Below are 14537 nucleotides of genomic sequence, written 5' to 3'. Positions count from 1 at the left end.
ATCGGCCACGCTTCGGAACGGCGCTGCGTTGCCGAACCGTTCCGGGTGCAGTAACGGGGGAGTCGTCATGGCGGACGCCCCCTCTCCTTCGGCGCCCAAAAAGCCGCCCACGCGCCGCTTTTTCTGGCCGGGCGGCCTGTCCGCACGTCTGCTGATTCTGACCATTCTGTTTGTCGCTGGCGCCAGCGCCATCGCCCTGCCGGCGGCGCTCGCTTCGTTCGAGGAGCAGTGGTTGCTGGACCGGGTGCGGGCCGCGGAACTGGCCTCGATGGCCACCGAGGTCGCCCCGGACCAGATCCTCAGCGAGAACCTCGCCTCGCAGCTGCGCGAAGGCGCGGGCGTGCAGACGGTCGCGGTGCTCGACAACGACGGCAACCGGTTCTTGAAGGTGCCCGGGCCGCGGCTGGAGGAGCCGCCCTACCTGGTCGACCTGCGCGACCAGGCCCCTGCCTCGTGGCTGTCGGCGCCGTTCCAGACCCTGTTCGGGGGCGGCGAGGGGCGGATGGTGCGGGTGATCGCCGAGCCGCGGTTCTACAAGGCCCAGTTCATCGAGGTGGTCGCGCCCGACGCCGAGCTGAAGGCCGAGCTAAGCGCCTATCTCTGGCGGCTGCTGGCCATCATGGGTTTCGTCTCGTTCCTGGCGGGCGGGCTGGTCTACCTGTCGCTCAACTACTTCCTGGTCCGACCGATGCAGCGGATCACCCGCTCGATGGAACGGTTCGCCGCCGATCCCGAGGACACCGCCGCGCACATCGAGCCCTCGGGCCGCCGCGACGAGGTCGGCCGCGCCGAGGTGCAGCTGGAGCGCATGCAGGAGGAGCTGCGCGCCGCGCTCAGCTCGCGGGCCCGCCTGGCCGCGCTGGGCGAGGCGGTCGCCAAGATCAACCACGATCTGCGCAACATGCTGACCAGCGCCCAGATCGCCTCGGAACGGCTGGCGGCGCTGAAGGACCCGCAGGTGACCCAGGCCATGCCGCGCCTGGAGCGGGCTCTGGACCGGGCCGTGAAGCTGGCCAGCGACGTGCTGGCCTATGGCAAGACCGAAGAAGCCGCGCCCGACGTGCGTTCGCTGCGCCTGGCCGAGGTGCTGGAGGGCGCCGAGGAGGAGGCGCGCCTGTCGCAAGACGGCGTGCGGATGATCTCGCTGGTCGATCCCGCCGACCAGGTGGTGGCCGATCCTGACCAACTGCACCGGATCCTGGTCAACCTGATGCGCAACGCCCGCCAGGCGATCGAGCAGCAGGCCGGGCGCGAGAGTCAGGGCACGGTGCAGGTCTCGCTGTTCGACGAGGACGGGGTCAGCGTCATCCGCCTGGCCGACAATGGTCCGGGCGTGTCGGAGCGGGCGCGCGAGCGGCTGTTCCAGCCGTTCGCCGGATCGACGCGGCCGGGTGGGGCGGGCCTGGGCCTGGCCATCGCCCGCGAGCTGGCCCAGGGCCACGGCGGCGACCTGTCGCTGGCCGAGACCGGGCCGCAGGGCACGGTGTTCGAGCTGCGGCTGCCGGGCGCCCCGACCCGCGCGCCGGCCCCGAAGCGCCGGCGCAGCAAGAGCCCCGAGAGCTAGAAGCCCTTCGCCACGCCCTCGCGGCGGTCGTCTGCACCGCCCTGCAGGCCCTGCGGGGTGACCATGACGCCGTGCAGGCCCGAGCCTTCGCCGCCGCTGCCCTTGAACACGATCCCCTTGGCCGCCAGCGCATCGACGACGCCGGGCGCATAGCGGGCGGGCTCGGAGGCGAAGTTGTCGCCGCGGGCGATCAGGTTGGGCTGGTTGAAGGCGTCCTGCACGCTCAGCTTCCAATCCAGGATGCCGACCAGGGCCTTGAGGTTGTAGGCCAGGATCGAGTTCCCGCCCGGCGAGCCGATGGCGGCCACGAAGCGCCCCTGCTGGTCGAGCACGATGGTGGGGGCCATCGACGAGCGCGGACGCTTGCCCGGCGCCACGGCGTTGGCCGCCTTGGTCCCGTCGGCGTTGGCCGGGGCCCAGGAGAAATCGGTCAGCTGGTTGTTCAGGAAGAAGCCGCCGACCATGCGGCCGGTGCCGAAGATGCTCTCGACCGTGGTGGTCATCGAGACCACGTCGCCGTCGGCGTCGACGATCACGAAGTGCGAGGTGCCGCCCGGCTCCTTGGTGGCGTCGGGGGCCAGGGCGCCGGCGCCGCGCGGCGTCCCCGGGGCCGGGGCCGGACCGGCGACGTCGCCGATCAGGGTCGCGCGCTTGGCGACGTAGCCCTCTTCCAGCAGGCCCTCGATCGGAACCGGGGTGAAGTCCGGGTCGCCGAAGTAGCGGTCGCGGTCGGCGTACATCAGGCGGCTGGCCTGGGCGAACAGGAACCAGGCCTGCGGGTCGGTCGGGCCGCGGTCGGCGATATCGGTGTGCGACAGGATGCCGAGGGCTTCGAGCAGCGCCGCGCCGCTGGACGGGGCGTTGGGCACGCAGACGACGTAGACGCGATAGGGGCGGCAGACCGCGTCGTCGACCTTGGGCTTGTAGGCCTTGAGGTCGGCCAGGGTGATGGTCCCAGGCAGCGGGCCTTCGTGCACCTTGGCGACGATGGCCTCGGCGATCGAGCCTTCCAGCAGCGCCTTGGGGCCCTCGGCGGCGATCTTGCGGACGGTGGCGGCGTAAGCCGGATTCTTCAGCACATCGCCGGCCTGGTAGCGCTGGCCATCGGGCTTGGTGAAGTAGGCCTTGGCGTCGGGCGTCTGGCTTTGCGGGAACGGGCTGGAGATCATGCCGGCCAGGCGCGGACTGACTACGAAGCCGTCGGCGGCCAGCCGCTCGGCGTCGCCGAACAGGTCCTTCCAGGCCAGCTTGCCGTGCTGGGCCTGGGCCATGGCCAGCATGGCCACCGCGCCGGGCACGCCGGTCGCCTTGCCGCTGGTCACCGCGACCGGATAGGTGAGCGGCTTGCCCGAAGCGTCCAGGAACATCGTCTCGGTGGCGCCGGCCGGAGCAGTTTCGCGGCCGTTATAGGCGACCACCTTCTTGGTCTTGGCGTCGTAGAAGGTCATGAACGCGCCGCCACCGACGCCCGAGCTCTGCGGCTCGACCAGGCTCAGCACCGCCTGCACGGCCACCGCGGCGTCCACCGCCGAGCCGCCCTGGCGCAGCACGTTCAGCCCCGCCTCCACCGCCAGCGGATTGGCGGCCGTGACCATGACCTTCGGCCCGGCCGCGCTGGCTGCGGGGGCCGGGGCGGGGGCGGGCGCCGGCGCCTCCTTCGTCGCGGTGGTGGCGCAGGCGGCCAGGGCCAGGGCGAGAGGGAGGGCGGCGAAACGCTGGAGCTGAAGCACGTAGAACCCGTCGGAGGCGGAGGGGAGGAGAGCGCCACCATAGCCATCCGCGCGTGGACAACAAATGCGCCGCCGTGCTTTCGATGCCGATTATGAGCCAGATGCCTTCCGCCGCGCCGGGCGCGCGCAACCTGATCACCGACGTGCCGGGCCTGAAGGTCGGCCAGGCGAGCGACGCGGCCGCCCGTACGGGGGTCAGCGTCATTCTGCCTGATGAGCGCGCCGTCGCCGGCTGCGACGTGCGCGGCGGCGGTCCCGGCACCCGCGAGACCGACGCCCTGGCGCCGGAGAACCTCGTCGACGCGGTCGACGCCATCGTGTTGTCGGGCGGCTCGGTCTACGGGCTGGCGGCGGCCGACGGCGTGGTGGCCTGGCTGGGGGCGCAGGGGCGCGGGTACGGGCTGGTCAGCACGAGCGGCGTCCCGCGCTCGCCGGTGGTGCCCGGCGCGATCCTCTACGACCTAGCCAATGGCGGCGACAAGGCCTGGGGCGAGGAGCCGCCCTATCGCCGGCTCGGCCGCGAGGCGGCGCTCGCCGCGGCTCTCGACTTCGACCTCGGCACGGCCGGCGCAGGCTATGGCGCGATGGCCGGGTCGCTGAAAGGCGGGACCGGATCGGCCTCGATCGTCAGCGCCGACGGGATTACGGTCGGGGCGCTGGTCTGCGTCAACTCGTTCGGGTCGGTCGTGGCGCCGGGCGGCAGGTCGTTCTGGGCCGCGCCCTACGAGCTGGCCGGCGAGTTCGGCGGCCTGGGGGCCGCGGGCCTGGCGGCTGGGCCCGACGATTGGGGCCTGGCCAAATCCGATCCCAAGGCGCGGATGAACACCACCATCGCCTGCGTGGCCACCGACGTCGCCCTGACCCCGGCCCAGGCGCGGCGGGTGGCGATCATGGCCCAGGACGGGCTGGCCCGCGCCATCCGCCCGGTGCACGCGCCGTTCGACGGCGACGTGGTGTTCGCGCTGTCGACCGCGCGCCGGCCGCTGCCGGCCGAGGGCGCAGACTTTGCGGTGGCCCGGATCGGGGCGCTGGCGGCCGACGTCCTGGCCCGCGCGACAGCCCGCGGGGTTCATGCCGCGGCCCCCTGGCCGGGCGCGCGCGGCTGGCGCGATCTGCCGGTCTGACGGCTTCGGCGCTTTCGTCGCTCGCCTGGGACTGTTCGGCGATTTGGAGAACGCTGCAGCTGCGCATACAGTTTAGAGACCCGCGTTCTTAGAGTTCTGAATGGAGACCTGCCCATGCAGTGGGTGAGAACGACGGCGCTGGTCGCCGGTGTCGGCCTGGCGGCCGGTGCGGCCGATGCGCAGACCAAGCAGCAGGTGACCGGCCCGGTCGCCACCTACTGGATGAGCGCCCAGACCCAGACCGGGTTCGGCGCGATGGGCGGCGGCGGCGGGCGGCCGTCCATGGGCGCCATGATGGGCGCGATGATGGGCGGCGGCGGCTCCAACGTCTCCAAGACCCTCACCCTGCAGCTCGGCTCCTCGCGCAAGCCGACCGGCGAGCCGGCCGCCGAACACCTGCCGCCGGCGGCCCTGCAGGCGGGGCAGAGCCTGCCGCTGCTGACGCCGAAAGTCGCCGCCGCGCCGCCGCGCGAAGACGGCCGCATGCCCGAGAATTACAAGCCCAAGGGCAAGATGCTGATCTACTGGGGCTGCGGCGAACACGCCAAGGCCGGCCAACCGATCGTCATCGACTTCGCCAAGGTCGCCGCCGGCCAGGTTCCCCCCGGCATGCAGGCCCTGGCCGCCCAGCTCGGCTCGCCGATGCAGCCGCCGTCGCCCAGCCGCAACACCACCTATGGCGAATGGCCCAATGAGAAGACCCGCACCTCGGTGCCGGGCGGAGGTTCGCTGGTCGGCGACCACCTGATTCGCGGCAGCTACACGCCCGACATCAAGTTCACCCTCGCCGCCCAGCAGGATTTCCTCGGGCCGCTGAACCTGACCAAGAACCTGATGAACCCCAGCGGCTCGGGCCAGCTGGCCTGGAACGCGGTGAACAACGCCGAGGGCTATCTGGCGACCGCCATCGGCTCGTCGGGCGACGATACCATCGTGATGTGGTCCTCGAGCGAGGTGCAGGCCTCGGCCTTCGCCCTGCCCGACTACCTGTCGTCGGCCGATCTCAAACGGCTGGTGGCCTCGCGGGCGCTGATGGCGCCTGGCACGACCAGCTGCACGATCCCGGTCGAGTTCACCAAGGCCGCGCCCCAGGCGATGGTGCAACTGGCCGCCTATGGCGGCGAGACCAACATCTCCTATCCGCCGCGACCGGCCGACCCGAAGGTCGCCTGGAACATCGATTGGACGGTCAAGGTCCGCTACAAGTCCCAGACTGGCGGGATGCTGGGCATGGAGATGCCGGGCATGGGCGGGGACGACGACGACGCCGGCGTCGCGCGCGGCGGCCAGGGCGGTCAGGGCGGCCAGCCGGGCAAGTCGCCCTTCGGCGTTCCGGGGGTCGGCGGCGCGATTTTGAAGGGGCTCGGCGGCCGTCTGCCGGGGCTCTGAAAAAGAAAATCGGCCGGGGCGAAATTTTCCTCTCGCCCCGGCTTGCCAACCCGAGCCTCCCCGACTAGGTTCCGCGCCTTCGCCGAAAGGCACTGCGCGCCCGTAGCTCAGCTGGATAGAGCATCAGACTACGAATCTGAGGGTCGGACGTTCGAATCGTTCCGGGCGCGCCATTTCTTCCCAATGAAATCAAAATCCTACCCTTGAGGGGCTCGGCGGAAGTTCCGGTGGTCCCCGCGGCGAATACTCAAGTCTTGAGTTGAGGCTGCGCGGGTCCGCGCCGGGGGTGCGGCGGCCAGAGGACTGGCGTTCTCGCCTCGGCCGCGTTAGCAGGCCGCCCCATGATCCGCCTCGACAACATCTCCAAGCAGAACGGCCACCAGATTCTGTTCATCGAAGCGTCGATGGGCGTCCAGAAGGGGGAGAAGGTCGGGCTGGTCGGCCCGAACGGCGCCGGCAAGACGACGCTGTTCCGGATGATCACCGGTCAGGAGCAACCCGACGACGGGCTGGTCGCGATCGATCCCGGAATGACCATCGGCTATTTCAGCCAGGACGTCGGCGAGATGTCGGGCCAGAGCGCCGTCGCCGCGGTGATGGACGGCGTCGGCCCGGTCAGCGCGCTGGCCGCCGAAATGGCCCAGCTCGAGGCCGCCATGGTCGATCCGGACCAGGCCGACAAGATGGACGCCATCATCGAACGCTATGGCGAGGTGCAGGAGCGTTTCGAGGAGCTGGACGGCTATGCGCTGGACGCGCGGGCGCGCGAGGTGCTGGCGGGCTTGAGCTTCAGCCAGGAACGCATGGACGGCGACGTCGGCCTGCTGTCCGGCGGCTGGAAGATGCGCGTCGCGCTGGCTCGCATCCTGCTGATGCGGCCCGACGGCATGCTGCTGGACGAACCCAGCAACCATCTCGACCTGGAAAGCCTGATCTGGCTGGAGGCTTTCCTCAAGAACTACGACGGCGCGCTGCTGATGACCTCGCACGACCGCGCCTTCATGAACCGCATCATCGGCAAGGTGGTGGAGATCGACGCCGGCTCGCTGACCACTTATTCGGGCGATCTTGACTTCTATGAACAGCAGCGCGCTCTGGGCGAGCAGCAGCGCCAGGCGCAGTACGAGCGCCAGCAGGCCATGCTGGCCAAGGAAATCAAGTTCATCGAGAAGTTCAAGGCGCGCGCCTCGCATGCCGCCCAGGTGCAGAGCCGGGTCAAGAAGCTCGACAAGATCGAACGCGTCGAGGCTCCGCGCCGCCGCCAGTCGGTGCAGTTCGAATTCCAGAGCCCGCCGCGGTCGGGCGACGACGTGGTCGCGCTGCGCAACATCCACAAGGGCTACGGCGCCCAACCGATCTATGAGGGGCTCGATTTCCTGGTGCGGCGCAAGGAACGCTGGTGCGTTCTGGGCGCCAACGGCGCCGGCAAGTCGACGCTGCTCAAACTGGTGGCAGGCGCCGCCGCGCCGGACCAGGGCACGGTCAGCATCGGGGCCAGCGTCAAGATGGGCTACTTCGCGCAGCACTCCATGGACCTGTTGGACGGCGAGGAGACGATCTTCGAGTCGCTGGACGGTTCCTTCCCGCAAGCCGGCCAGGGCGCGCTGCGCACCCTGGCGGGGTGCTTCGGCTTCTCCGGCGATGATGTCGACAAGCCGTGCCGCGTCCTGTCCGGCGGCGAGAAGGCGCGTCTGGTCATGGCCAAGATGCTGTTCGATCCGCCGAACCTGCTGGTGCTCGACGAGCCGACCAACCACCTCGACATGGCGACCAAGGAGATGCTGGTCGCGGCCCTCGCGGACTTCGAGGGCACCATGCTGTTCGTCTCGCACGACCGCCATTTCCTGGCGGCGCTGTCGAACCGCGTGCTGGAACTGACGCCGCAGGGCGTCCATCAGTACGGCGGCGGCTATGCGGAGTATGTCGCGCGGACGGGCCAGGAAGCGCCGGGTCTGCATCCGGGCGGCTAGCGGGAGGCGTCCTGCGGTCGGCGCCGACCTTGCGGCCGATCACGCGGTTTCCTTCGAATGGCGGAGGCGCGCGCGCCGGGTGCGCGCTAGCAAGCTTCGACGAACAGATCGGCGAGGCGGTGATGGCGGCGGGCGGACGGGCGGTGTTGGGCTGGGCGGCGGCGTTCGCCGCCGTCTGGGCGGGCGCGGCGTGCAGCGCGCCGCAGGGCGGGGCGGGCCTGGAGGGCGTCTATTTCGGCCTGCGCGCCGATCAGATCAGCGAGCGGGTGCGCACCGACTACTACACCTTCCTGGCCGATGGGCGCGCGTTCCGCGGCTTTCCCAGCGAGGGGCTCGGGCGGGCGGTCGACTGGGACTACGAGTGTCGCTACGCCGAATGCGGGACGTATGAGCGCCGGGGCGACGAAATCCGCTTCCGCAACGACGCCTCAGGGAGCGACACCACCTTCCGCCTCGACGCCGCCGGCGTGCTGCGCAAGCAGGAACGGCCGATCAGCTATCGGCGGATGCACCTGCTCGACGCCGAGCGTCTCGACGGGACCTGGGGGGTTTTCGACCGTGAGAAGGCGAGGCGGTCGTCGCGCTGCAACTTGGTCCGGACGGCCGTTTCCGCGAGGCTGGGCTGCTGCGCTATCTCTCCTGGGAGAAGCTCGGCCCCGACCCCAGTGCGCGCGAGGCGCAGGTGGTCGAGAAGGGACGCGGCGCCTATGCGATCCGCAAGGGCACGCTCGAGCTGCGCTATGACGCCGGGCCGACGGTGTATCTGATGGTCGCCACGCCGCCGGGGATCGATCCGCGCGGCGCGCCGCCCACCCTGCAGCTCAACGCCCAGACCTTCGAGCAGGCCCAGTGAATAAACGCCTCGCGTGATACGCGATCGGGCTTGAATGTCGCCCGGAACGGCATAGCTGCGGTGCGCTTAAGGAGCGCGCCATTGCTCGACGAGATCAGACTGCAGGTGGCCAGGGACGGGTTCGCGCGGGTGCGCGGGCCGCAGATGCGCCGCCTGTTGGGAGAGGCGCCGCTGGCCGACTGGGCCGCGTGGGCGGCGAGCTGGAACGACCTGGCTGTGGACGAGTACATGGCCGACGGCGGGCGCTATCGGCGGCGGCGGTATGCGGCGCTGGAGGCTCGGCCCGGCCGCATCGAGCGCCTGGCCCATCAGCCGCACTTCCAGAGCCTGGATTACAACCGGCTGAACGGCGGGGTCGAGCGCTGGTTCGAGCCGATCACGCCGCAGGTCTGCGACCTGCCGCTGACCCGCGCCATCCTCGACGCCTCGCTGGACGTGTTCGGGGCCGTGGCCGGGCAGGACGCCGGGTTTCCGTGGCGAACCGAGATGCACCAGTTCCGCATCGAGGCGCGGGCCGGCGAGGCGGGGCGCCCGACGCCGGAGGGCGCGCACCGCGATGGCGTGGACTGGGTGCTGGTCATGCTGGCGGCCCGCGAGAATGTCGCCGCCGGCGTCACCGACATCTTCGATCCGGCCGGCGGCGCCCTGGGCAGCTTCACCCTGCTGGAGCCGCTGGACGCGGTGTTCATCGACGACCACAGGGTGTTTCACGGCGTGACGGCGATCGAGCCGGTCGATCCGACGCGCCCGGCCTATCGTGACGTCCTGGTCGTGACGTTCCGGCGCGGCGACCCCTAGGCCGCTTGGCTCGGCGCAGCGGCTGTGCGAGACCACCGCCCAGGGGCCGCGGCTTAGACGGCGACTTCGAACGGGGAACGCCGCCTTGGCACGCAGTATCGCGCTTTATCATCCGTCCGCCGGCGTGCGGCCGAAGCACAACCCGTTCGGCAAGGACGTCGCCAATGTCGAGCTGTTCAAGGCGGTGCTGCGCTACGCCGACGTCGACCGGGTCGACTTCCTGACGGGGGCGCAGGTGTCGCCGGCGGACCTGGTCATGGGCCTGACCCCGGGCGAGGTCGCACGGCCGCAGGTCGCGACCACCCACTTACTGGACCTGGGCCCGGCCAAGGACGCCGGCGCGCTTGTGCGCGGGGTGCCGGAGTTGACCGACATGGCCTGGCTGCGTCGGCAGGTCGGGCTCGAGAACGCCTACAGCCTGGTGGGCATGGTCCACACCCTGGCGCCGCCGGCGATGCGCGACATGATCGCCAAGGCGGCGGTGGCGCCGATGCAGCCCTGGGACGCGCTGATCTGCACCTCGCCGGTGGTGCAGGAGTCGCTGGTCGAGATGTTCGACGAGTGGACCGGCTACCTGGCCGACCGCTACGGCGGAACCAAGCAGATCCGCCCGCACCTGCCGTTGCTGCCGCTGGGGGTCGAGGGCGCGGCCTTCGCCGCCCTGGCCGACCGCCCCGACGTGCGCGCCGCGACCCGCGAGGAGATGGGCGTCGGGCCCGACGACATCGTGGTGATGTGGGTCGGCCGCTTGTCCTTCTTCGAGAAGGCCTTTCCGCAGCCGATGTTCCGGGCGGCGGAAGAGGCGGCGCGGGCGAGCGGCGTCAAGGTGCACTTCGCGCTGGTCGGATGGTTCCCGGACCCCGCGCTCCACCGCGAGATGTACCAGGAGACGGTTCAGGCCTATGCGCCGTCGGTCAGCGTCCACTACCTGAACGGCAACGACAGCGATCTGGTCGGCAGGATGTGGGCGGCAGGCGACATATTCCTGTCGCTGGTGGACAACATCCAGGAGACCTTCGGGATCACGCCGCTGGAGGCGATGGCTGCTGGCATGCCGGTTGTGGCCAGCGACTGGGACGGCTATCGCTTCACGATCCGCGACGGGATCGACGGGTTCCTGGTCCGCTCGCTGGGCGGGCCGCGCGGCGCGGGACAGGGGTTGCTGAACCGCCATCTCCACATGGGCCTGACCTATCAGGCCTATGTCGGCTCGGTGGCCCAGCACACGGCGATCAATGTGGGCGATGCGGCGGCGCGGATCGCCGATCTGATCGCCTCACCGGAGCTGCGCGCCAAGATGCGCGACGCCGGCCGTCGTCGCATTCGCGAAACCTTCGACTGGAAGGTTGTCGTCGCGGGCTTGCAGGAACTTCTCACTGAGCTTGAGGCCATCCGGCTCGCCGCACAGCCCGAAGAGCTGAAGTACACGCGCAATCCGACCAAGACCGAGCCCTATGGCGCGTTCGCGAGGTTCGCGACCTCGGTGCTGGGCGCCGGAACCCGTGTCGTCGCCCGGCCTGGGATCACCTTGGCCGACCTCGAACGCACCAAGACCATTCGGCTGGACGACTACGCGTCCGGGGCCAGGGCGTCGCATGAGGAGAGCGTGGCCATGCTGACGCGGCTGATCGCAGAGGGCGAACTGAGCGTGCGCGAGCTGGTCGCGCCGTTCCCGCAAAACCGTCAGCAGCTGCTCGGCATGTCCATCGTCTGGATGTGCAAGCTCGGGCTGCTGGACTGGCGCTAGGGCCTATTCGGCTGCGGCCTTGACCCCGGCCGGCAGCCGCGAGCGGTGATAGGGCCGGTCGCCCAGCACGGTGGCCCGATTCATGATCCGGCGGTGGGGCAGGTAGTCGTTGACCGCATAGTGCTGGGTCACGCGGTTGTCCCAGAAGGCGATGGCGTTGGGGCTCCAGCGCCAGCGGACCAGAAACTCCGGCTTCTGGATGTGCTCGAACAGCATGTTCAGGATCGCGTCGCTCTCCTTGCGGCGCAGGCCCTTGATCCGCTCGGTGAAGCCGAAATTGACGAACAGCCCGTCCTCGCCGGTCTCCGGATGGGTGCGGATCACCGGATGCAGCACCGGCGGGTGCTCGGCGGCGGCCTTGGCGTGCTTGTCCTCGCCCGCGGCGTTGGCGACGATCCCGCGGGTGGGGAAGCCGCGGGCGAAGTCGTGCACGGCGTCGAGGCTGGCCAGGAACTCGCGGAAGGCCGGCGACAGCGCCTCGTAGGCCGCCTTCATGTTCGACCAGATCGTGTCGCCCCCCGACGGCGGCAGGTGCTTGGCGTAGAGGATCGAGGCCATCGGCGGGGTCTCGATGAAGGTGACGTCGGTGTGCCAGCTGTCGTTGTCGGTCGGGTTGTCCTTGTGGTTGTCCAGGATGAACAGCTCGGGCGCCTCGGGCACCCCCGGATAGAGCGGGTGGGTGTGCAGCGCGCCGAAGCGGGCGGCGAAGTCGCGGTGCTGGACCGGGGTGATGTGCTGATCCTCGAAGAACACCACCTGGTGCTTGAGGAACGCCTGGCGGATCGCCTGCAGCAGGTCGTCGCTGACCGGCTGGGCGAGGTCGACGCCTTCGATCAGGGCCCCGATGGTCGGGGTCAGAGGGGTCACCTTGAACTGGGCCATGTCGAGTTCTCCGCGTGGTGGCGCATCTAAGCGCGCGCGGGAGAACGGCGCTACTGGAGTCCGAAGGCGCGGCTCGCAGAAAAGATCGCGAGGCCCACCAGCCCGCCTACAAGCGTGCCGTTGACGCGGATGTACTGCAGGTCCTTGCCGATCTGCAGCTCGAGCTTGTCGACCACGCCCTTGGTGTCCCAACTCGCCACCACCTGGGCGACGAAGCCGCCGATCTCGTGGCGGCGCGGGGCGATGACCTGGCGGGCCAGGATCCGCGCCCATTCGTTCAGCCGCGCCTGGGCGGTCTCCTCGGTGTGCAGCCATTCGCCGAGCGCGGTCAGCATCTGCTCGAGCCGTTCGGTCAGGCCCGCGCCGTCGCCGTCGACCAGCCGCTGTTCGATGTCGCGCCAGACGCCGGCCGCCTGCTCGCGCAGGGCCGGGTCGGCCAGCAGCTTGGCCTTGAGGTCCTCGCCCTTGGCGATCAGCTCGGGATCATGGGCCAGGCGGTCGATGAAGCTCTCGATCCAGGCCTTGAGCTCCTGGCGCCAGGGATGGTCGGGCGCGCGCATCTCGACCAGCAGCTCGCCAAGGCCGGTGGTGACCTTCTGGGCGATCATCTTGTCGATGAACTTGGGCATCCACTTCCAGGATTTGGCCTCGACTTTCTCCTGGATGGTCTCCTCGTTGGCTTCGAGGTAGGCGGCCAGCTTGCCGAGTCCCCAGTCGAAGGCGGCCTGTGAGCGGCCTTCGTTCCAGAAGGCGGCCAGCAGCTTGGAGGCGGTCGGGGCGGCCGGCACGGCGCGGATGGCGGCGGTCGCCGCCGAGCCGGCGGTCTCGCGCAGCATGTCGCGCGGCAGCACCTTCAGGATGGTGGGAACGAGGCCGGACAGCCGTCTGGCCAGCCGCCGCGCATGGCGCGGCTGGCGCAGCCACTCGCCGCCCCAGCGGGCGACCTCGATCTGCTTCAAGCGGCTGTCGAGCACGTCGACCGTCAGGAAGTTGTCGGCGATGAAGCCGCCCAGCGCCTGGCCGATGCGGTCCTTGTTGCGCGGAATGATGCCGGTGTGCGGGATCGGCAGCCCCAGGGGGCGGCGGAAGATCGCGGTCACTGCGAACCAGTCGGCGCAGGCCCCGACCATCGCCGCCTCGGCGAAGGCGCGGACATAGGCGAGCCACGGCCAGTAGTCGTCGCCGCGGCTGGCGGCGACGAAGACGACCGCCATCGCCACCAGCAGCCCGGTGGCGATGGCTTGCATGCGCTTCAGGTCGCGCAGCTTCAGTGCGTCTGGCGACGCGGTCGTCGCGATCGTGCCTGCCGCCATGTCGGACTAGATCGCCGCGTCGGCGGGTTGGCTCGCCCCATCCTTGGGGGCCTCGTCCTTGCGGGCTTCGGCCTCCTTGCGGCGCGCCATGGCGGCCGAGATGTTGTCGGCGGTCTTGCGGATGGTCTCGGTCAGCTTGGCGTCGAAATCGTTGACGCTGCGGTTGAAGGCTGAGTCCGGGCCGAGGCTGTCGGTGATCTTGCGGCCGAGCACAGACCATTCGTCCTGCAGCTTGCGGGCGATGGCGTCGAAGTCCGCGCCCGTCCCGGCGCCGATCTTTTCGCCGAGGGCGGTGCGCGCCGCCGAGGCGATGAAGCCCGAGCGGCTCATGCCGCGGGTCTCGGCGGCCTGGTCGATGCGTTTCAGCAGCCGCTCGCCGATCGAGATGTTCACCCGCACTGGCGTGTCCTCGACCGCAACGTCGACCAGGAACGGGATCACCCCGGCCTCGGCCGCGACGGCTTCCAGGGCGGTGGGCTTGGGCCAGTCGTGACCGTCGTCGGCCAGGCGCTGCAGCTCCTTCAGCACGGTTTCGCGGGCGGCGACGACCAGGGCGGCGATGTCGGCGCCCTCGACGGCGAGTCCGGGCAGGTCGGGGAAACTGGCGCTGTAGCCGCCGGCCGGGGCGGTGCGGGCCTGGGCGACGAAGACGAGGGTGGTCATGGGGAGGATCCTCCGCGAAGAAACGAAGAATAGACGTTGTGTAGTTTTGCGCAAATTCAAGCCATCGTGTGCGCCTTGGCCGCAGGACTGGGAATCATGCGATCAGGCCCCATGCCCAGCCCGCCCGGATTGCCTGAGTTCGACCTGCCGATGATCTTCGGCGACGCCATGGCCGGGCTCGGCTTCCAGTCCGGGGTCGCGCGGCTCGCCTTTGCAGCCAACGTCGCCGACGAGGCGGGCGAGGAGCACAAGGTCAAGTCCGGCTATCTGATCCTGACCCCGAACTGCATGCTGGAGCTGCGCAGCCAGATCGATCAGATCCTGACCGAGCTGGAACGCCAGGGCGTGATCAGCTTCACGCCGGATCGCCTTGACGGCTAGCCCCGCGCGGCGGCCGCAAGTTCCTTGGGGGCATTGACGCGGCGGTCCAAGCGCTTCCTGTTTACTGAACGCTCGCGAACACGATTTGTATAGCGAAGGCGGGCAGCCTGCAGATCCAGTGCG

General features: G+C 70.0%; 12 protein-coding genes and 1 tRNA gene. 9 read left to right on the top strand and 4 right to left on the bottom strand.

Annotated features, from left to right (window positions below; all coding sequences use genetic code 11):
* Positions 1–67: 67 nt before the first annotated feature.
* The gene (locus O4N75_RS19045) at positions 68–1564 is read left to right on the top strand and encodes a HAMP domain-containing sensor histidine kinase (protein ID WP_269627013.1); all 1497 of its coding nucleotides are present in this window, start codon (positions 68–70) and stop codon (positions 1562–1564) included.
* On the opposite strand, the gene ggt is transcribed toward O4N75_RS19045, so the two are convergent.
* Positions 1561–3294 (bottom strand): gamma-glutamyltransferase, encoded by a 1734-nt coding sequence (gene ggt, locus O4N75_RS19040; protein WP_269627012.1) that lies wholly within the window; start codon positions 3292–3294, stop codon positions 1561–1563. The genes O4N75_RS19045 and ggt overlap by 4 nt on opposite strands.
* A gap of 101 nt (positions 3295–3395) precedes the next feature.
* Between ggt and O4N75_RS19035 the strand changes: the two genes are divergently transcribed.
* The 7 genes from O4N75_RS19035 (at position 3396) to O4N75_RS19005 (ending at position 11175) form a co-directional block, all read left to right on the top strand.
* Complete coding sequence (locus O4N75_RS19035) at positions 3396–4418, top strand: P1 family peptidase (protein WP_269629391.1); 1023 nt, start codon at positions 3396–3398, stop codon at positions 4416–4418.
* A gap of 114 nt (positions 4419–4532) precedes the next feature.
* Positions 4533–5807: a hypothetical protein gene (locus O4N75_RS19030; protein WP_269627011.1), complete on the top strand. Its 1275-nt coding sequence runs from the start codon at positions 4533–4535 to the stop codon at positions 5805–5807.
* A 96-nt stretch (positions 5808–5903) separates the two neighbouring features.
* Positions 5904–5980, top strand: a tRNA-Arg gene (locus O4N75_RS19025).
* Positions 5981–6148: 168 nt separating this feature from the next.
* Positions 6149–7777 carry an ABC-F family ATP-binding cassette domain-containing protein gene (locus O4N75_RS19020; RefSeq protein WP_269627010.1) on the top strand — a complete coding sequence of 543 codons (1629 nt, stop codon included), beginning with the start codon at positions 6149–6151 and terminating at the stop codon, positions 7775–7777.
* Positions 7778–7806: 29 nt separating this feature from the next.
* Positions 7807–8544, top strand: coding sequence for a hypothetical protein (locus O4N75_RS19015; RefSeq protein WP_269627009.1), 738 nt, complete (start codon positions 7807–7809; stop codon positions 8542–8544).
* Positions 8545–8774: 230 nt separating this feature from the next.
* Complete coding sequence (locus O4N75_RS19010; protein ID WP_269629390.1) at positions 8775–9428, top strand: 2OG-Fe dioxygenase family protein; 654 nt, start codon at positions 8775–8777, stop codon at positions 9426–9428.
* An 85-nt stretch (positions 9429–9513) separates the two neighbouring features.
* Positions 9514–11175 carry a glycosyltransferase family 4 protein gene (locus tag O4N75_RS19005; RefSeq protein WP_269627008.1) on the top strand — a complete coding sequence of 554 codons (1662 nt, stop codon included), beginning with the start codon at positions 9514–9516 and terminating at the stop codon, positions 11173–11175.
* Between the two features lie 3 nt (positions 11176–11178).
* On the opposite strand, the gene tauD is transcribed toward O4N75_RS19005, so the two are convergent.
* The 3 genes from tauD to O4N75_RS18990 are packed head-to-tail and all read right to left on the bottom strand — an operon-like array spanning position 11179 to position 14033.
* Positions 11179–12057: a taurine dioxygenase gene (gene tauD / locus O4N75_RS19000; protein ID WP_269627007.1), complete on the bottom strand. Its 879-nt coding sequence runs from the start codon at positions 12055–12057 to the stop codon at positions 11179–11181.
* A gap of 50 nt (positions 12058–12107) precedes the next feature.
* Entirely contained in the window at positions 12108–13370 is a 1263-nt protein-coding gene (locus tag O4N75_RS18995; RefSeq protein WP_269627006.1) for a DUF445 domain-containing protein, read from the bottom strand.
* A gap of 6 nt (positions 13371–13376) precedes the next feature.
* Positions 13377–14033 (bottom strand): type II toxin-antitoxin system HicB family antitoxin, encoded by a 657-nt coding sequence (locus O4N75_RS18990; RefSeq protein ID WP_269627005.1) that lies wholly within the window; start codon positions 14031–14033, stop codon positions 13377–13379.
* A gap of 96 nt (positions 14034–14129) precedes the next feature.
* Here O4N75_RS18990 and O4N75_RS18985 point away from each other — a divergent pair, with 96 nt between their 5' ends.
* Positions 14130–14414 carry a hypothetical protein gene (locus tag O4N75_RS18985; protein ID WP_267231220.1) on the top strand — a complete coding sequence of 95 codons (285 nt, stop codon included), beginning with the start codon at positions 14130–14132 and terminating at the stop codon, positions 14412–14414.
* The last annotated feature ends 123 nt before the right edge of the window (positions 14415–14537 follow it).

It is taken from the genome of Phenylobacterium sp. NIBR 498073 (assembly GCF_027286305.1).
Taxonomy (GTDB): Bacteria; Pseudomonadota; Alphaproteobacteria; order Caulobacterales; family Caulobacteraceae; genus Phenylobacterium.
This window is presented reverse-complemented; position numbering and strand designations above follow the sequence as displayed.

Bases quoted from the DNA above. Each gene is read 5' to 3' on its own strand.
- O4N75_RS19045 (WP_269627013.1), top strand. From the start codon at position 68: ATGGCGGACGCCCCCTCTCCTTCGGCGCCCAAAAAGCCGCCCACGCGC.
- O4N75_RS19035 (WP_269629391.1), top strand. From the start codon at position 3,396: ATGCCTTCCGCCGCGCCGGGCGCGCGCAACCTGATCACCGACGTGCCG.
- O4N75_RS19030 (WP_269627011.1), top strand. From the start codon at position 4,533: ATGCAGTGGGTGAGAACGACGGCGCTGGTCGCCGGTGTCGGCCTGGCG.
- O4N75_RS19020 (WP_269627010.1), top strand. From the start codon at position 6,149: ATGATCCGCCTCGACAACATCTCCAAGCAGAACGGCCACCAGATTCTG.
- O4N75_RS19010 (WP_269629390.1), top strand. From the start codon at position 8,775: ATGCGCCGCCTGTTGGGAGAGGCGCCGCTGGCCGACTGGGCCGCGTGG.
- tauD (WP_269627007.1), bottom strand. From the start codon at position 12,057: ATGGCCCAGTTCAAGGTGACCCCTCTGACCCCGACCATCGGGGCCCTG.
- O4N75_RS18995 (WP_269627006.1), bottom strand. From the start codon at position 13,370: ATGGCGGCAGGCACGATCGCGACGACCGCGTCGCCAGACGCACTGAAG.
- O4N75_RS18990 (WP_269627005.1), bottom strand. From the start codon at position 14,033: ATGACCACCCTCGTCTTCGTCGCCCAGGCCCGCACCGCCCCGGCCGGC.
- O4N75_RS18985 (WP_267231220.1), top strand. From the start codon at position 14,130: ATGCGATCAGGCCCCATGCCCAGCCCGCCCGGATTGCCTGAGTTCGAC.